Source organism: Microbacterium sp. H37-C3, assembly GCF_027157935.1.
Classification (GTDB): Bacteria; Actinomycetota; Actinomycetes; order Actinomycetales; family Microbacteriaceae; genus Microbacterium; species Microbacterium plantarum.
The window spans coordinates 209,366-227,323 of the sequence record NZ_JAPVLR010000003.1 but is presented as its reverse complement, the minus strand read 5'-3'; the positions used below and the strand labels follow the sequence as shown (position 1 = coordinate 227,323).

The window sequence follows — 17,958 nt, the reverse complement described above, 5'->3', positions numbered from 1 at the left end:
CCTTTCTGCGCTCCCTCGTGAGGAGCTGCTACACCGTCGGCCGGATGATGCCGACGTTCTGTCCGCCGCCGAGCACGGTCAGCGGAAGATGAGAGATCACGCGGGCCACGGGCGCCGCTTCGAGCGCACCGGCCTTCACGAGGAGCGTGAGTGCGATCGCCGTCGCGGCTCTCCCGTTGCCGTCGAGCACCTTCAGAGCCGCGGTGGTGCCGTCGGGGGCCACCATCACGAGCACACCCTCGGCACCGGTCTTCGCGAAGACGCCGAGGCGCTCGATCGCGACGGTGTCGGGCCGGCCGGGGCCGTCGATCGTCCACGGATTCTCGCGAACTGCTCGGACGAGGGCGCCGGCCATGCGGTGCAACGCGAAGGGCGATCGCTCGCTCGCGGTGCCGATGCGCTGGATAGCGCGTCCGAGCGCGATGAGGCTCATCGCGTAGACGGGGGCGCCGCAGCCGTCGATCGCCATCGCCGACGCCTTGGTGCCGGTGAGTCGCTCGATGACCTCGCGGGTGTGAACTTGAAGCGGGTGGTCGGGGTCGAGGTAGGTGGTGGTGTCCCATCCGCTCGCGACGCAGGCAGCCAGCATCGCGGCGTGCTTGCCCGAGCAGTTCATCCGGATGCGGGTGGGGGCGCCGAGCTCGCGGACCATCTCGTCGCGCGTCGCGGTGTCGCCCGGCCAGGCGGGAGGGCAGCCGAGGTCGTCCTCGCCCAGCCCGGCGTCGTTGAGGATGCCGCGGACGACGGAGACGTGCCGGTCGGTGCCGGAGTGGCTGGCCGTCGCCAGGCCGAGTCGCTCACCCTCGAGAGAGGCTCCGGCGGTCAGGCTGGCGAGGGCTTGGAGAGGCTTGAGCGTCGAGCGCGGCAGGATCGGGGCGTCGACGTCGCCGAGGGTGCGGATCGGTGCGCCGTCGGCGCCCAGGACGACCGCTGCACCGGCATGCCGCGACTCGATGAAACCGCTGCGCTCGACGACCGCGAGCTCGACAGCGGCGGGAACGGCGAAGGTCTGCGGCACCCCGACAGCCTACCGTCGCGGACCCCGCGATGCTGCGTGCCAGACTGTCCGCATGTTGGGTGAGCATCACTACTCCGTGCGGGCTGAGTGGACCGGGAACCGCGGCACCGGGACGAGCGGCTACCGGGACTATGACCGGGCCGTGACGTTGAGCATCGAGGGCAAGCCGCCCCTCGCCGCGTCGAGCGATAAGCCCTTCCGCGGAGACCCGAGCCGGTGGAATCCGGAGGATCTTCTGCTCTCGGCGCTCTCCGAGTGCCACCTGCTGTCGTATCTGCACGCCTGCGTGACGACCGGCGTCGTCGTCGTCGAGTACACGGACGACGCCACCGGGATGATGCGCGAAGACGGGCGTGGCGGCGGTGCGTTCACGGAGGTCGTTCTGCGGCCCCGCGTCGTCGTCGCTGAGGAGTCGATGCGCGAAGCAGCCATCGCGGCGCACGCGCAGGCGAACGAATGGTGCTTCATCGCGAACTCGGTGAACTTCCCGGTCCGGCACGAGCCGACGATCGTCGTGTCGGGCGAGGGATGATTCGCTGCGTCAGCGGCGCTCGTGGGGCAGGGCCTGCTTGATCCGTTCGACGGCGTTCTGCGGCGGGGCCTCGTTGTAGGCGCCGGCGAGCTCCTGACCCGACAGGGCGTGGATCGCGGCCATGATCTCGTCGGTGGCATTGCGGCGCGCGCGACCGGAATCCGCCGACCCGTGGTGGCTGAGGTCGAGCGGCTCGCCGAATCGCACGGTGACGCGTGGGCGCAACCGCGGGAACTTGGCGCCGACGGGCATGATCTCGCTCGTGCCGATCAGTCCGACGGGGATGACCGGTGCGCCGGTCTGCAGAGCCAGGAAGGCGACCCCGGTGCGGCCCTTGTACAGGCGGCCGTCGAGGGACCGCGTGCCTTCCGGGTAGAGAGCCGTCGACCATCCCGCGTCGAGCATCTTCTTCTGCTGATCCAGGGCATCCAGCGCAGCCTGGCCGGCACCGCGCCGGACCGGGAACGCGCCGGCGGCGTAGAAGAACTCGCGCGAGAGCCACCCGCGGAAACCGGTGCCGTCGAAGTAGCTCGACTTAGCGAGGAACCGCACCGGACGGGGCGAGGCCATCGGGATGACGAAGGAGTCGATGAACGAGAGATGGTTGCTCGCGAGGATGACGGCGCCTTTACGGGGGAAGTTCTCGCGGCCCTCGATACGCGGGCGGTAGAGCATGCGCGCCAGCGGCGCGAGCACCCAGCGACCGATCACGTAGGTGAGACCGATTCCGGGAACGGCTTCGACGGCAGCTGCGGCTTCTTCGTGCTCGCCGGGCTCGCCGGACTGCGGCTCGGTTGCGTCAGCGTTCACCAGACGAGGCTACTGCGGAACGCATAACTCCGTGGACATGTTGCCCCGGCGCGCACCCGCCGAGCGCACGCGCCGAACTCGCGGAGCGCGCGCTGAACTCGCGGAGGGCGCGTCGAAGGGTGGACTCGTCAGAATGGCGGAACTCCCGGTCCGGGTGGAGCCGCGACGGGGAAGGCGACGAGCGGTGGTGGTGCGTCTTCGCGGTAGATCCGTCCGGTCGGTGAGGTCCAGATCAGCCTTCCGCCCGCGAGCTGTTGGACTCGCCATCGGGTGTGGTGTTTGACGTCGTGGTGTCTTTTGCAGAGGTTGGCGAGATTGCACACGTGGGTGGCACCGCCGTCGGATGCGGCGATGGTGTGGTCGAGTTCGCACCGGATGGCGGGTTGCCGGCATCCGGGGAACCGGCAGTGCCGGTCCCGTGCCCGTAGGAGTCGCACCATGGCGGCGGTGGGCCGGTAGCTGTCGCATTCGAGGACGGTTCCCGTGACCGGATGGGTGAGCAACCGGTCCCAGGAGGTCGCGTTGCCCGCGAGTTCGCGTGCGGTGGCGGCGTCGATGGGCGAGCGCCCTGCCAGGTCGGCGGGCCCCTCGTCCTGTCCCATCAGCGTCAACGCCGATACCGCGACCTGCACGTGCGCGCGGATCGCTCCGAGGGTTCCGTCGCCGTCACCGGTGCCGGTGGGGTCGAGCGCGGGAGCGCCCGCCAGGAGGAGGTCGGAGAACACGTCCGCGCGGACCTGATCGATCGTGCGCGCATCGTCGACGAACGACGACCCGTCGCGAATCGTCGTGTCGGCATCGGGTGAGCCGCCGTCTGAGTCGGCTCGCGCGTCAGGCGTGCCAGGCGCGTCAGCCTGAGCCCGCGCATTGATGATCTCCCGGGCCTGCCGCGTCAGCCGGTCCACGATCCCGTCGGCGATCACGGTCGGCAGGGTCGCGATCAGGTCCGACATCCCATCGATCACGGGCCGTACCCACACGCACCGTCCTGCGGCGGCTTCCTCGTGTCGTTCGGTGAATGTCCGCGGGTGCATCCACTCCGCGATCATCCGCAGCGCCTCGCGCACCCGGTTCGGCGTCTCACCCTCGCACTTCCCGATCGCGGCGCGTTCGAACTCCGCCCGCTCCTCCGCGGGCACGATGCATCCGACCTCCTGAATGGCCCGGACATGCCCGCGCACGATGCGCCCCGCCTCCCACGCGGCCATCGTCACGGGGTAGTTGTCGACCAGATCTCGCGCCTCATCGATCCGCCGCTGCAAAGTGCGGTCGGTCGCGACGAACACTCCGGCGAGTTCGGCCGCGATGCCCCGCAACGCCATCTCGCGCGCCGTGACCTTCTCCGATGCCCCAGCCGCCTGCCTCTCAGCCAGCACCCCGGCCGCGGCGAGCACCCGAACCTCACGCACCTGACCAGCCCGAACGACGTCCGCCGCTCCTTCGGCATCCGCGACCAGCACCGCGAGCGCATCGACGTCTGCGTCACTGCCCATCCCGCCGCTCAACCCGCCATTCGAATGCATGTTCTAATATTCCCACGGACCTCCGACATCGCCCCGCGGTTCTCCACAGCCCGAAGGGGCACGTGCATCCGCCGCTCTCAGCGCACACCGATGCTCGTGCGAGAGGATGAGAGCTCCCACCCCCGATCGAAGAGGTTCTCCGTGCGTCTGCGCCCGTTCGCCGCCCTGTCCGTCGTCGCCGTCTCGGCGCTCGCGCTCGCCGGTTGCGCGAGCGGTGACACGGCCACCGAGTCGCCCAGCCCGAACGCCTCCGGTGCGTCGGAGCAGTGCCTCGTGAACGCCCAGCCGGGGGAGTCCTCCGACAGCATCGAGGTCTCCGGGTCGGCGCCCGAGCTGACCGCGAAGGTCGACCCCGGCCTCGAGCCCGCCGAGATCGAGCGGACGCTCACAACTCGCGGCGACGGCGAGGACCTCGTCTCGGGCGATCTCGTCTCCGGCTCCTACGCGATCTACGACGGCGCGACGGGCGAGCTGCTCGAGCAGTCGCGCGACACCTCTCCCGATGACTCCGGTCTCGTGCCGGTGCTGCTCGACCCGCAGCAGTACTCGGTGTTCGTCGCAGCTCTCGAATGCGCGCCGCTCGGCTCGACCGCCGCCCTCGCGATCCCCGGCTCGGCCTTCGGTCAGGATCGGACATCAGTGGTCGTCGTCGCCGAGGGCGTCGAGAAGCTTCCGACGCGAGCCGATGGCACCGACCAGGCCCCCGTCGACGGAATGCCGACCGTCGCCCTGGCCGACAACGGCGCCCCGACCATCACCCTCCCCGGCTCGGACGCGCCGACCGAGGTGCAGCTGGCCAACCTCAAGACCGGTGACGGCGCCACCATCCAGCCCGGTGACACGGCGTTCGTGCAGTACACCGGTGTGAAGTGGTCGGACGGCTCGGTGTTCGACTCGAGCTGGGACCGGGGCCAGCCCGCAGCGTTCGAGACGAAAAAGGTCGTCGCCGGCTTCCAGCAGGCGCTCGAGGGGCAGCAGGTCGGCTCGCAGGTGCTCGTCGTCATCCCGCCGGCCGCGGGTTACGGTGCGCAGGAGGGCAGCGAGCTCCAGAACGAGACGCTCGTCTTCGTCGTCGACATCCTCGGCGTCCAGCGCACTCCCGCGCCTGCCGCGGGCTGAGGTCACCCACCGCCGCGGCACCCAAGCCGGCACCCTCGCAGCACCTAGGCTGACGGCATGCGTCGCGTCCTCATCCTCGGCTCCACCGGCTCGATCGGCACGCAGGCGCTCGACGTCATCGACTCCCGTCGAGACCGGTTCGAGGTCGTGGGACTCGCCGCGGGCTCGAACGCTCGGATGCTGGAAGAGCAGGCGGCGCGGTTCGGTGTGACCCACACCGCACTCGGTGCGGCCGACGCGGAACGTCTCGTCCGTGACGTCGAGGCCGATGTCGTGCTCAACGGCATCACGGGGTCGGTCGGGCTGGGCCCGACCCTGGCCGCCCTGGAGTCGGGCCGCACCCTCGCGCTGGCGAACAAGGAATCTCTCATCGTCGGCGGCGAGCTCGTCACGTCGCTCGCCGCGCCCGGTCAGATCGTGCCTGTCGACTCGGAGCACTCCGCCATCGCGCAGGCGCTGCGGTCGGGCGAGCCTGACGAGGTCCGGCGGCTCGTGCTCACGGCATCCGGCGGGCCGTTCCGCGGCCGTCGCCGCGACGAACTGGCCTCTGTCACACCGGACCAGGCCCTCGCTCACCCCACGTGGGACATGGGACGCGTCGTGACCACCAACTCCGCGACCCTCGTCAACAAGGGGCTCGAGGTCATCGAAGCGCACCTGCTGTTCGGCGTGGACTACGACCGAATCGACGTCGTCGTGCACCCCCAGTCCGTCGTGCATTCGATGGTCGAGTTCATCGACGGGTCCACGATCGCCCAGGCCTCGCCGCCCGACATGCGCCTGCCGATCTCGCTCGGTCTCGACTGGCCGCGCCGGGTCGCGGGCGTCGGCGCTCCGCTCGACTGGACGCGCGCGAGCGCGTGGACCTTCGAGCCGCTCGACGACGCCGCGTTCCCGGCGGTCGCCCTCGCCAAACGCGTGGGTCGCGAGGGCGGAACCTATCCGGCGGTCTTCAACGCCGCGAACGAGCAGGCCGTCGAGGCGTTCCATGCGGGCGCGCTGAGCTTCCTCGGCATCGTGGAGACCGTCGAGCGCGTCGTCGAAGCGCACCGCCCGCCGAGCGAACTCTCGCGGGAGTCGCTCGCGGAGGCCGAGTCGTGGGCCCGGAACGCCGCTGACCAGGCAATCGGTGCGACGCGATGACGGCCGCCGTCAGTAAACGGTGAGGCCTCGCGCGGCGAACTGACCGCGGACCCGGGCGAGCAGCTCGGCATCCGGCGTCGGTCGCCCGGCGAGCGGATAGGGGATGCCCAGACGCTGCCACTTCGACGTGCCCATCTGATGGAACGGCAGGACCTCGACCCGCTGCACGTTCTGCCACCGGGCGACGATGTCGGCGACGGCGTCGACGTTCTCCGGGGCATCCGTGAGTCCGGGCACGAGCACGAACCTGATCCACACCGGAGTGTCGCGGGCCGCGAGGCGGTCGCCGAACTCGATCGTCGGCTGCAGGTCGCGGCCGGTGACCTCGCGATAGGTGTCGGGCAGGCCCGATTTGACGTCGAGCAGGACGAGCGAGACGTCGTCGAGCAGCGCATCGGATGCCGCCCGGCCGAGGTTGCCCGAGGTGTCGATGGCGACGTGGATGCCGAGCTCGGCGGCGGCCCGGGCCAGGCGCGTGACGAAGGCCGCCTGCTGCAGCGGCTCGCCGCCGGAGATCGTCAGCCCCCCTCCCGTCGCCCGGAAGACCGGCAGGTAACGGCGCAGGCGGGCGACGATGTCGTCGAGAGCGGTGAGCTCGCCGTCGCGCTGACGCCACGTGTCGGGGTTGTGGCAGTACTGGCAGCGCAGCGGGCATCCCGCGAGGAAGAGGGTCATCCTGGTGCCGGGGCCGTCCACGGAAGTGACGAGCTCCCAGGAGTGCACGCTCGCGACATGCCCGGACCGTCGCGCGGCGAGACGGTCGTGACGGGGGTCGCTCAGATCGGCGGTGCAGGCCGCGCCCGGCACCAGGATGGCGGACACGGGACTCAGACCCCCGTGTGGAAGGTGCGGCTGAGCACGTCGAGCTGCTGCTCTCGGGTCAGTCGCACGAAGTTGACCGCGTAGCCGGACACCCGGATGGTCAGCTGCGGGTACTTGTCGGGGTTGACCATCGCGTCCTCGAGCGTCTCGCGCGTCAGCACGTTGACGTTGAGGTGGTAGCCGTCCGAGGCCATCTGCGCATCGAGGAGTCCCACGAGGTTTTGCACCCGTTCCTCGGGCGTGCGCCCGAGGCCGCTCGGCGTCACGGTCGTCGTCAGCGAGATGCCGTCCTGGGCCTGGTCGAAGGGCAGTTTCGCGACCGACAGCGCCGCCGCCAGCATCCCGTGGGTGTCGCGCCCGTTCATGGGGTTCGCGCCCGGGGCGAAGGGCTGACCGGCACGGCGACCGTCGGGGGTGTTGCCCGTGGCCTTGCCGTACACGACGTTCGACGTGATCGTCAGCACCGACTGGGTGTGCACCGCGTCGCGGTATGTCTGGTGCTTGCGGATCATCGACATGAAGTCCGACACCAGCTCGCGGGCGATCTCGTCGACGCGGTCGTCGTCGTTCCCGAAGGTGGGGAAGTCGCCGTGCACGAGGTAGTCGACGACGAGCCCCGACGCGTCGCGCACCGGCTCGACCGTCGCGTACTTGATGGCCGAGAGCGAGTCGGCGGCGACCGAGAGCCCCGCGATGCCGCATGCCATGGTGCGCAGGACGTTGCCGTCGTGCAGAGCCATCTCCAGACGCTCGTAGGCGTACTTGTCGTGCATGAAGTGGATGCAGTTGAGCGCGTCGACGTACGTCTCGGCGAGCCACTCCATCATCACCCGGAAGCGCTCGCGCACGTCGTCGTACCCGAGCACGTCTCCCGAGACGGGGGCGGCGGCCGGTGCGATCTGCTTGCCGCTCACCTCGTCGCGTCCGCCGTTGATGGCGTACAGGAGAGTCTTGGCGAGGTTGACCCGAGCCCCGAAGAACTGCATCTGTTTGCCGACCGTCATCGGCGAGACGCAGCACGCGATGGCCGCGTCGTCGCCGCACAGTGCACGGATGTGGTCGTCGGACTCGTACTGGATCGACGAGGTGTCGATCGAGACCTGCGCGCAGAACTCCTTGAAGCCGTCGGGCAGGGCGTCGGTCCACAGCACGGTCAGATTCGGCTCGGGTGCGGGGCCGAGGTTGTAGAGCGTCTGCAGGAAGCGGAAGGCGGTTTTGGTCACGAGCGTGCGTCCGTCCTCGCCGACGCCGCCGATCGACTCGGTCACCCAGGTCGGGTCGCCCGAGAACAGTGCGTCGTACTCGGGTGTGCGCAGGAATCGGACGATCCGCAGCTTGATGACGAGGTCGTCGACGAGCTCCTGGGCCTCGGCCTCGGTCAGGATGCCGCGCGCCATGTCGCGCTGGATGTACGCGTCGAGGAACGCGGTGTTGCGCCCGAAGCTCATCGCGGCGCCGTTCTGCTCCTTCACTGCGCCGAGGTAGGCGAAGTACAGCCACTGGATCGCCTCGCGGGCGGTGGCGGCGGGCCGGGTGATGTCGAAGCCGTACGAGGCGGCCATCTCGGCGAGCTCGTGCAGCGCGCGGATCTGCTCGGCGTTCTCCTCGCGCGAGCGCAGGATGTTCTCCGTCGAGGGGTGCATGTCGAGCTCCGCCCGCTCGACGTTCTTCGCCGCCACGAGTGCGTCGGTGCCGTACAGGGCGACGCGGCGGTAGTCGCCGATGATCCGGCCGCGGCCGTAGGCGTCGGGAAGGCCCGTGATGATGTGGCTGCTGCGGGCGCGGCGGACGGCCGGCGGGTAGACGTCGAACACGCCGTCGTTGTGCGTCTTGCGGTACCGCGTGAAGATCGTCTCGAGGGTCGGATCGACCGGATAGCCGTACGTCTCCAGGGCTCCCTTGACCATGCGCCATCCGCCGTTCGGCATGATCGCCCGACGGAGGGGCGCGTCGGTCTGCAGACCGACGATCAGCTCGTCCTCTCGCCGGATGTAGCCCGGAGCGTGCGACGTGATCGTCGAGGGGGTGAGGGCGTCGACGTCATACACGCCGCGCTCGCGCTCCGCCGGGAACATCTCGCTGAGCGTCTGCCAGAGCCCCGTCGTGCGGGCCGTCGGTCCCACGAGGAACGATGCGTCACCGGTGTAGGGCTCGTAGTTGCGCTGGATGAAGTCACGGACGTCGATGTCGTCCTGCCACGGGCCCGGGGCGAAGCCCGCCCACGCGGCGGGGACCGCGTCGTCGTCGTGTGCTGTCGTGGTCGGGATGACTGTGCTCATCGTGGGTCCTTCGTCCTGTCGGAAGGCCCGCCGGGGAGCGGGGAAGGCGCTGGTCGTGCCTGCCGCGGCGTGCCTGTGGCCGACGCTACGCCGCACCCGCAGGAGGTGGAGGAATCGTGCACGCGAGCGACAGGACGGCGGGCGACCCCTGATTTTTCACAGTGGTCCGACCACAAACGCGCTCAGTCGGCGTAAGGCACGGCCCAACTCGGTTCGGGCACCGGCCAGCCGGCGTCTCGGAGCGCGCGACGGGCGAGCTCTCGAGCCGAATACGGCGTGCGGACTCCGCGGATGTCGCGATAGTCCTGGTGTCCCGGCCCCGCCCACAGGATCGCGTCGCCTTCTCCGACGAGCGAGACGGCCTCGATGATCGCCTTCTCGGGCGGCGACGACTCGCGGATGTCGGCATCCGGTCGCGCTCGCCGAGCGCCCTCCAGGAGAGTGGCCCGGATCGCGTCGGGATCCTCGAACCGCGGGTGGTGGTCGGTCACGATCAGGATGTCGCTGCCGAGGACGGCAGTGGCACCCATGTCGTGCCGCTTGGTCTTGTCGCGATCGCCGTCGGCCCCGAAGACCATGACGACGGTCCCGGGGGTGACGCGCCGCACGGCGGCGAGGGTCTTCTCGAACGCGTCGGGGGAGTGCCCGAAGTCGACGTACACGGCCGGGCCGCGGTCACCCGAGACGCGCTGCGTGCGCCCCGGCAGGTGAGCGTCGATGCGCTGTCCGTCCAGCACACGCACGAGTTCGTCCCACGCGTAGCCGCCCTCGAGCAGCATGACGATCGCGAGGCCGGCATTCGCGGCCATGTGCCGTCCGATGACCGGAACCGTCGTGGTGAGCTGTCGTTCGTCCGGCCCGACCAGGCGGAACTCGGTGCCGCTCTGCCGCTCCGCGACGATCTCGACCGTCCAGTCCGCGGTCGCGAAGGGCGACTCGGCGATCGCGGGTGTGACGATCGTCGTCACGGGGATCTCGGCCCGCGCGACGATCTGGGTGCCGGCTTCGGAGTCGAGGCAGACCACGCCCCGGCGCGCACGGTCGGCACGGAACAGGGGGACCTTGGCCTCGAAGTACTCTGCCATGTCGCGGTAGTCGTCGAGGTGGTCGTGCGTGAGATTGGTGAAGCCGGCGACGTCGAAGACCACACCGTCGACACGATGACGTGTCAGTGCCTGCGCGCTCACCTCGACGGCGACCGCCTCGACGCCGCGTTCGCGCATGAGGGCGAGCAGCGCGTGGAACTCCGAGGCCTCGGGCGTCGTGAGCCGCGAGACGATGACCTCGCCCGCGATGTGGCGCTCGGCCGTGGACGACAGCCCGGTGACGGCTCCGAGCTGACCGAGGATGCCCTCGATGAGGTGCGACACGCTCGTCTTGCCGTTCGTCCCGGTCGTGCCGAAGAGAAGAGGAAGGCGGTCGTCACGGCCTGTGCCGTAGACCCAGGCAGAGAGCTCGCCCAGTCGGGCCCGCGGGTCGTCGACGACCACGATGGGCAGGCCGGCGTCCGCGGCGAGCTCGGCCCCGCGGGTGTCGGTGACGATCGCGGCGGCGCCCGTCGCGGCGGCCTGCGTCGCGAACTCGGCGCCGTGTCGTACCGCGCCGCGGATCGCGACGAAGACTTCGCCCGGCCGCAGATCTGCCGTCGCGAGGGTGATGCCCGTGACGGAGACGTCGGTGGCGGCGCCGACGATCCGCCCGCCGACGTGCGCCGCGAGCTCTGTCAGGGAGCGGCGCGGCGGACTCTCGGGGCGGAGGACAGGAGGGAGGTTCGGGGCGTCGGTAGGCATTGCCACCATTGTCTCACCCCGGTTCCGGGGCGGCCGCGCCGATTGACGCGCCCGCCCCGGGTGTGATCAGGCGCGTCGGCGGGCGATGGCCAGGACGAGCGCGGCAGCCGCGACGACGAGCGCACCGGCCGAGAGCCAGATGGGCAGCGGGTCGGCAGCGGACGAGGATGCCGCGGTCGTCTCTGCGTCGGCCGCGTCGGACGTGCCCGCGGACGAGTGGCCGCTCTCGGAGTGACCGCCGTGCGCGTCGGCTGCGGCCGCCCCCACAACCACGACGGGAGCGGGGTACTCGAGGTCGTCCGGGTCCTGGCCGTCCTCGGCGACCTGCACCCAGGCAGCCTCTCCCGCCTCGCACTGCTGCGTCACGGGGAAGGCGAAGCTCTCGCCCTCGGACGATCCCGGGAAGATCACGTTCATGCCGGCGGAGGCCGCGTACGCGTCGGGGATGGGTGCCACCGCCGTGTACGTGACGCGCGTGGGGATGCCGTTCTCGCCCGCTTCGGTGGTGATGGTCCACGCGCCGTCGATGACGGGGGTCGCTCCCTGTGCCTCGGCGGGGATGTCGACGACGAGCGCCGTCGTGGGCGATCCGTCGCAGCCGTGGCTGAACGAGAAGTCGATGCGGGTCGAGCCGTTGGCGGCGACTTCCTCCGGCGTCACGTGGACGTGCGCGGAGGCGGCCAGCGGAAGGGCCAGGGCGAGGGCGGCGCCGGCGGTCACGCCGACGGCCAGGCGCGCACGGCGGCGCGCGGTGATGGTGAGGGTCATTGTCGTCTCTCGGAACATGCGGGCGGCATCGTGCCGTCCGCTACGGGAAGGGGGGTCACGCGGTGGCGACCGGCGGACCCCGCAGCGACAGAGAGGAACGGAGACGACGTGCCGGGACGACGCGCGTGCTCCCGACGGCGGGACGCAGCAGGGGCGTCCGCGCGCGAACCGACGGCGACATCAGACGCACGAACCGACGGATGCCGCGATGGATGAGGCCCACGAGGCGCTCGCCGGCGACGAGCGTCGCGACGGTGACGGCGGCCGCGACCACGTGCGTGGCAGTCATGTTCACGCCGATGGCATGCGTGTGCGGGAGAGGCGCGAGGGCGGTGAGCGTTCCGCCGTGGACGTGCCCGAGGGGCGCCGTCGGGTCAGTGGAGCCGGCGATGGAGAAGAACGTGTGGAACAGGCCCTGGCTCGCCAGCACGACGAGGCCGATCCGCCATGCCGAGGGTGCCCTGCCCACGAGCCAGACGGAGGCAGGGGCCGCCAGCAGCGTCGCGACGACGATGAGCCAGAGGGGCGCGAGGCCGCCCGAGATGGTGTGAGCGGTGGCGGCGAAGACGGTGGCGATGGCTGCGGAGGCGGTTCCGCGCAGCGCGCGAGCACGCCGCACTGCCGCACTCTGCGCCCGCTCCATGCTGGGAGTTTACGGCCTGGGCCGATTCAAAGACTCGGCGGGTACTCTCAGCGGTCGTGACCGTCCTCGCTTTCGTCATCGGCGTCGTGCTGCTCGTCGTCGGGCTCGCCGTGTCGATCGCTCTGCACGAGGTCGGCCACCTCGTGCCCGCCAAGCTGTTCGGCGTGCGCGTCGGCCGCTACATGATCGGCCTGGGGCCGACGCTCTGGTCGCGGCGCTTCGGCGAGACGGAGTACGGCGTGAAGGCCCTGCCGGTCGGCGGCTACATCTCGATGTCCGGCATGTACCCGCCGGCACCCGACGAGTCCGACGCGCCCGCGCGCCGCAGCGGCCGGTTCTTCGGGGCGATGGTGCAGGATGCCCGCCTCGCCAACGCCGAGACCCTCGTCGAGAACGACACGCGCCCGGCGTTCTATCAGCTGTCGGTGTGGAAGCGCATCGTCATCATGGTCGGCGGGCCCCTGATGAATCTCGTGCTCGCGATGGTGCTCTTCGGTATCGCGTTGAGCGCCATTGGGCTGCCGAGCGTCTCCACCACGATCGCCGGCGTGAACGAGTGCGTCGTTCCGGCCGGCGTCGAGCGCACGACATGCGAGCCCGGTGATCCCGTCTCACCGGCAGCGGCAGGCGGCATCCGTCCCGGAGACGTCATCGTCGCCGTCGACGGGACCGAGGTGTCGGGCTACGTCGAGGCGACCGCGATCATCCAGGCGTCGCCGGGACGCACGATCCCGGTCGTCGTCGAGCGCGACGGCGACCGCGTCACCCTCGAGGTCACTCCGATCGCCGCCGAACGTCCCGTGACCACGGCGGACGGCACGACCGAGGTCAAGGAGGTCGGGTTCGTCGGCATGACGGGAACGCGGGTCAACGAGCCGCAGCCGATCTGGACCGGACCGCAGGCCGCGGTCGAGCGGCTGGGTGCCGTCGCGAGCGTCATCTGGCAGCTGCCGGTCAAGGTCTACGAGACCGGAGTCGCCCTCGTGACCGGTGGGGAGCGCGATCCCAACGGACCGCTGTCGGTCGTCGGTGCCGGGCGTATCGCCGGGGAGGTGGCCGCGACCGATGCGCCGATTCAGGACCGTGCCTTCCAGGTGCTGAGCCTGCTCGGCTCGCTCAACATCGCGCTGTTCATCTTCAACCTGCTGCCCCTGCTGCCTCTCGACGGCGGACACGTCGTGGTGGCCCTGTGGGACGGGATCAAGCGCGCCTGGGCGAAGCTCTTCCGCCGCCCGCCTCCGCGCCCCGTCGACGCCACGAAGCTCGTGCCCGTCACCTTCGTCGTCGTGATCGGGCTCATCGTCATGGGCGGCACGCTGATCCTCGCCGACGTCTTCAACCCGATCTCGATCCTCGGCTGACGCGCTCGCCGCCGACGCGGCGCGATCAGGCGGAGACGGGCTCGAGCGCGAATCCGATGAGCCGCTCGAGTGTAGGCAGACCATCTCGCGACAGGATCGACTCGAGATGCCCCTGCACGGAGGCGTACCCCGGTCCCCGGAGCGCGTACACGTCACCCGACGACGGGCCCGCCGCGATCTCGGTGTCGCCCAGGCGTTCGGTGCCGGGGGCGACGCGTGCCGTGAACGTGTTGTAGAAGCCGATGGACGCGGGTTGTCCGAACACGTCGACGCTCTTCTGCAGGCCCTGATGGGGCGACGCGAGGGGGGCCAGCGCGATCCCGAGCCGGTCGGCCAGGATCTGGTGGCTCAGGCACACGGCGAGCAGCGGCCTGCCCGCGTCGGCGCGCCGGCCGACGAGCTCGCGCATGCGGTCGATGCGAGGGCTGGCGCCGTCGCGCGGATCGCCCGGGCCGGGGCCGAAGACGACGAGACCGGCCTCGTCGACCGCGGCATCCGTCACCTCGTGCCAGAGAGCGATGCGAACGGCGAACCCGAGGTGGTGCAGCTGGTGCCCGAGCATCGTGGTGAACCGGTCCTCGGCGTCGACGACCAGCACCTCGCGGCCCGCGTACGGCCCGCCCTCCGCCGCCTGCGGGTCGAGCCAGAACTGCGCGAGACGCGCGTTGCGCGAGGAGAGCAGGGCCGCGATGGTCGGATCGTCGCCGAGGCGCGGGCGGTGCGCGGCGGGTGCGTCCTCGTCGACCGCCGTCGTGCCGGCGATCACCGCGGGCGCTTCGTCGCGGTCGACGGCGCCGATCGCGCCCAGGACGCCGGCCGCCTTGCCGTGGGTCTCGCCCACTTCGCCCGCCGGGTCGGAGTGCCGGACGAGCGTCGCTCCGACGGGTACGCGCAGCCGGCCGTCGACGAGGTAGGCGGTGCGGATCAGGATGGGGGCGTCGAGGTCGTGTCCGCCCCCCGCCGCGGGGGTGAAGAGGGCGGCGACACCGGAGTAGTAGCCGCGGGGCATGCGCTCGTGTCGCGCTATCACCGTGCACGCGTTCTGCATGGGCGACCCCGTGACGGTGGGTGCGAACATCGTCTCCCGCAGGATGTCGCGGGGGTCCATGGTGCTCGAGCCGCGCAGCATGTACTCGGTGTGGGTCAGGCGCGACATCTCCTTCAGGTGCGGGCCGGTGATCCGGCCCCCGTCGGAGCAGACCGCCGACATCATCTTCAGCTCTTCGTCGACGACCATGAACAGTTCCTCGGTCTCCTTGGTGGAGGAGAGGAACTCCGTCAGCGTCTCGGCGGTCGCGCCACCGCGGGGATGGCGGAAGGTGCCGGAGATCGGGTTCATCGTGACGATGCTCGTGCCGGGCTCCGCGGGCGCCCCGCTGCGCGCACTGACGTGGGCCTCCGGGCTGGCGCCGACCGCCACGTGACCGTCGGTCACGACGAGGAAGGTCCAGTACGCGCCGCGCTCGTGCTGCAGCAGCGCGCGGAACCAGGTGAGGCCGGCGGTGACGGCATCCGTCTCCACCGTTGCGGTGAAATCACGGCGGATGACGAAGTTGGCGCCCTCGCCGCGGCCGATCTCGTCGGCGATCACGCGACGGACGATATCGGCGTAGTCCTCGTCGGAGATGTCGAACCCGGCGTCCTCGAGCGGCACCCGCTCCGACGGCAGCTGGCGCAGTGCCTCGGCCAGGGGCAGGGAATCGTGGTCGGCGACGCGCAGGCAGCGCAGCGGTGCCCGGTCGTCGTGGCAGACGAAGCCGCGTTCGACGACCTGGCGGAACGGCACGAGGGCGAGCACTTCGCGCGGTGTGCCGTCGGGATCGTCCAGCGGGATGTCGGCGAGCCGGTCGACGTCGACGACGTCGCCGCGGAGCACCTCGACGCTCGCCCCGTCGCGCGCGATGAGCGCGAAGGGCGCACCGCTCGCCGCGAGATCGGTCAGGGTCGGGAGAGAACCGGTCATCGTCGTCTTTCTTCGTCGGAGCGCCCGCCCCACGAAGAAGACCGCCGGGCCTTCAACGCCGGGCGGTCTGAAACGTGTGCACGTCGAACACACCGCCTAGGCGGTGTGCCACCAGGAGAGGCGCGTGCGCATGGGCCGAAATTATCACACCCGCGCCGGGGATGCGGTGTCGCGCGGCTCCCAGCCCGTCTGCGGCGGTGCCGCGTAGGCTGTGCCCGTGCCAGCTGTCAATCTCGGGATGCCCCAGGTTCCGGACGTCCTCGCCCCTCGCCGCAAGAGCCGGCAGATCCGCGTCGGCAAGGTGCTCGTCGGGGGAGGAGCCCCCGTCAGCGTGCAGTCGATGACGACGACGCCGACCACCGACATCAACGCGACGCTGCAGCAGATCGCCGAGCTCACGGCATCCGGTTGCGAGATCGTGCGTGTGGCCGTTCCCTCGCAGGACGACGCGGATGTACTGCACATCATCGCCAAGAAGAGCCAGATCCCCGTCATCGCCGACATCCACTTCCAGCCGAAGTACGTCTTCCAGGCGATCGACGCCGGATGCGCCGCGGTGCGCGTGAACCCGGGCAACATCCGGAAGTTCGACGACCAGGTCGGTGCGATCGCGAACGCGGCGAAGGCCGCCGGGGTCTCGCTGCGCATCGGCGTCAACGCCGGCTCTCTCGATCGTCGCCTGCTCGAGAAGTACGGCAAGGCGACGCCGGAGGCGCTCGTCGAGAGCGCGGTCTGGGAGGCCTCGCTGTTCGAGGAGCACGACTTCCATGACTTCAAGATCTCGGTCAAGCACAACGACCCGATCGTCATGGTCAAGGCCTACCGGCAGCTCGCCGAGCGCGGCGACTGGCCCCTGCACCTCGGGGTGACCGAGGCGGGGCCGGCGTTCCAGGGCACGATCAAGAGCGCCACCGCGTTCGGCATCCTGCTGGGTGAGGGGATCGGCGACACCATCCGCGTCTCGCTGTCGGCGCCGCCGGCCGAGGAGGTCAAGGTCGGACACCAGATTCTGCAGTCCCTCAACCTGCGGGAGCGCAAGCTCGAGATCGTCTCGTGCCCGTCGTGCGGGCGTGCGCAGGTCGACGTGTACACGCTCGCCGACGACGTCACCGCGGGTCTGAAGGATGTCACCGTGCCGCTGCGCGTCGCCGTCATGGGCTGCGTCGTCAACGGGCCGGGCGAGGCCCGGGAGGCCGACCTCGGCGTCGCCTCGGGCAACGGCAAGGGGCAGATCTTCGTCAAGGGCGAGGTCATCAAGACCGTGCCCGAGTCGGAGATCGTCGCGACCCTCATCGAAGAGGCCCGCCGCATCGCCGACGAGCTCGGCCCCGACGCGCCGCTCGGCACGGCGCAGGTCGTCACCGCCTGAGATCGGTTCCGTAACTCGGCGGAGTCGTCGGTCGTCGAACCGGACGTGGCCGGCGCGACCGACGCCGTCGCTACAGATCGGGATTACGGCTCGTACGCGAGCTGACGAGGCAGCTGCCTCTCACCAGATGGAGCCTGCCGCGTACGAGTGGTCGACCTCGGTGTCCAAGGAGGTGCGGATGGCGATGCGCAACGCTTGCGCGATGTCCGAGAGCGGCAGCGACGGCTGGCCCTCGGGTGCGTTCTCGGTGGCATAGGGAACGTGGATGAAGCCGGCGGCGCGATCGCCCGGCTCGCCGCCATCCAGGGCCGTGAACATCACGTGGTTGCAGACGAAGGTGCCCGCCGAGTATGAGACCGAGGCGGGGATGCCCGCCGCCATGATGCCCGCGGCGATCGCTTTCACGGGCAGGGTCGCGAAGTGTGCGTCGGGCGCGTGCCTGACCGACGGCTCGTCGACGGGCTGCTCGCCGCTGTTGTCCGGGATCCGCGCGTCTTTGAGGTTGAGCGCCACTCGTTCAACGGCGATCCCCGTGCGGCCCCCGGCCAGGCCGGTCGCGATGATGACGTCGGGGGAGTGCTCGACGATGAGCTCGAGCAGCTGCAACCTGGCCCCATGAAAGGTCACCGGCAGTACCGCCATGACCAGGTTCTCCGGGCCCGTCCAATGGTCGGCGACCAGGTTCACCGCGTCCCCCGATGGGTTCGTCGCGTCTCCGGCGAACGGCTCGAATCCGGTCAGCAGCACGGTCGTCATCCGTTCAGATTAGTTCGCACGACCGCGAACCTTCTCGGCGGTGCCGGACACTACATGGTGTG

At 70.4% G+C, this 17,958-nt stretch carries 15 protein-coding genes; 5 read left to right on the top strand and 10 right to left on the bottom strand.

Annotation, left to right across the window (positions count from 1 at the left end):
* Nucleotides 1-28: 28 nt before the first annotated feature.
* Complete coding sequence (locus O1W71_RS10095; RefSeq protein ID WP_269267724.1) at nucleotides 29-1,018, bottom strand: asparaginase; 990 nt, start codon at nucleotides 1,016-1,018, stop codon at nucleotides 29-31.
* Nucleotides 1,019-1,070: 52 nt separating this feature from the next.
* Between O1W71_RS10095 and O1W71_RS10090 the strand changes: the two genes are divergently transcribed.
* A complete protein-coding gene (locus O1W71_RS10090) occupies nucleotides 1,071-1,550 on the top strand; it encodes an OsmC family protein (RefSeq protein ID WP_112617254.1) in 480 nt (159 codons plus the stop codon).
* Between the two features lie 9 nt (nucleotides 1,551-1,559).
* On the opposite strand, the gene O1W71_RS10085 is transcribed toward O1W71_RS10090, so the two are convergent.
* Nucleotides 1,560-2,363, bottom strand: coding sequence for a lysophospholipid acyltransferase family protein (locus O1W71_RS10085; protein WP_378719934.1), 804 nt, complete (start codon nucleotides 2,361-2,363; stop codon nucleotides 1,560-1,562).
* A gap of 125 nt (nucleotides 2,364-2,488) precedes the next feature.
* Entirely contained in the window at nucleotides 2,489-3,883 is a 1,395-nt protein-coding gene (locus O1W71_RS10080) for an HNH endonuclease signature motif containing protein (protein WP_269267723.1), read from the bottom strand.
* A 141-nt stretch (nucleotides 3,884-4,024) separates the two neighbouring features.
* Here O1W71_RS10080 and O1W71_RS10075 point away from each other — a divergent pair, with 141 nt between their 5' ends.
* The gene (locus tag O1W71_RS10075; protein WP_269267722.1) at nucleotides 4,025-5,002 is read left to right on the top strand and encodes an FKBP-type peptidyl-prolyl cis-trans isomerase; all 978 of its coding nucleotides are present in this window, start codon (nucleotides 4,025-4,027) and stop codon (nucleotides 5,000-5,002) included.
* Between the two features lie 57 nt (nucleotides 5,003-5,059).
* Nucleotides 5,060-6,145, top strand: coding sequence for a 1-deoxy-D-xylulose-5-phosphate reductoisomerase (gene dxr, locus O1W71_RS10070; RefSeq protein WP_269267720.1), 1,086 nt, complete (start codon nucleotides 5,060-5,062; stop codon nucleotides 6,143-6,145).
* Between the two features lie 9 nt (nucleotides 6,146-6,154).
* Here the strand turns inward: dxr and pflA are convergent, their stop codons facing one another.
* The 5 genes from pflA to O1W71_RS10045 form a co-directional block, all read right to left on the bottom strand.
* Nucleotides 6,155-6,958: a pyruvate formate-lyase-activating protein gene (gene pflA / locus O1W71_RS10065; protein WP_269268037.1), complete on the bottom strand. Its 804-nt coding sequence runs from the start codon at nucleotides 6,956-6,958 to the stop codon at nucleotides 6,155-6,157.
* Nucleotides 6,959-6,972: 14 nt separating this feature from the next.
* Nucleotides 6,973-9,246, bottom strand: coding sequence for a formate C-acetyltransferase (gene pflB, locus O1W71_RS10060; RefSeq protein ID WP_269267719.1), 2,274 nt, complete (start codon nucleotides 9,244-9,246; stop codon nucleotides 6,973-6,975).
* A gap of 182 nt (nucleotides 9,247-9,428) precedes the next feature.
* Entirely contained in the window at nucleotides 9,429-11,036 is a 1,608-nt protein-coding gene (locus O1W71_RS10055) for a Mur ligase family protein (RefSeq protein WP_269267718.1), read from the bottom strand.
* Between the two features lie 66 nt (nucleotides 11,037-11,102).
* On the bottom strand, nucleotides 11,103-11,804 hold the full coding sequence (locus O1W71_RS10050; protein WP_269267717.1) for a DUF1775 domain-containing protein: 702 nt from the start codon (nucleotides 11,802-11,804) through the stop codon (nucleotides 11,103-11,105).
* 55 nt (nucleotides 11,805-11,859) lie between these two features.
* The gene (locus O1W71_RS10045) at nucleotides 11,860-12,447 is read right to left on the bottom strand and encodes a hypothetical protein (protein WP_269267716.1); all 588 of its coding nucleotides are present in this window, start codon (nucleotides 12,445-12,447) and stop codon (nucleotides 11,860-11,862) included.
* 56 nt (nucleotides 12,448-12,503) lie between these two features.
* Here O1W71_RS10045 and O1W71_RS10040 point away from each other — a divergent pair, with 56 nt between their 5' ends.
* Nucleotides 12,504-13,808: a M50 family metallopeptidase gene (locus O1W71_RS10040; RefSeq protein ID WP_269267715.1), complete on the top strand. Its 1,305-nt coding sequence runs from the start codon at nucleotides 12,504-12,506 to the stop codon at nucleotides 13,806-13,808.
* A gap of 25 nt (nucleotides 13,809-13,833) precedes the next feature.
* Here the strand turns inward: O1W71_RS10040 and O1W71_RS10035 are convergent, their stop codons facing one another.
* A complete protein-coding gene (locus O1W71_RS10035; RefSeq protein WP_269267714.1) occupies nucleotides 13,834-15,771 on the bottom strand; it encodes an anthranilate synthase family protein in 1,938 nt (645 codons plus the stop codon).
* Nucleotides 15,772-16,009: 238 nt separating this feature from the next.
* On the opposite strand from O1W71_RS10035, the gene ispG reads away from it, so the two are divergent.
* Nucleotides 16,010-17,140, top strand: a complete 1,131-nt coding sequence (ispG, locus tag O1W71_RS10030) for a flavodoxin-dependent (E)-4-hydroxy-3-methylbut-2-enyl-diphosphate synthase (protein WP_023955151.1) — start codon at nucleotides 16,010-16,012, stop codon at nucleotides 17,138-17,140.
* Between the two features lie 120 nt (nucleotides 17,141-17,260).
* Here the strand turns inward: ispG and pcp are convergent, their stop codons facing one another.
* Nucleotides 17,261-17,896: a pyroglutamyl-peptidase I gene (gene pcp, locus O1W71_RS10025; RefSeq protein WP_269267713.1), complete on the bottom strand. Its 636-nt coding sequence runs from the start codon at nucleotides 17,894-17,896 to the stop codon at nucleotides 17,261-17,263.
* Nucleotides 17,897-17,958 lie beyond the last annotated feature (62 nt).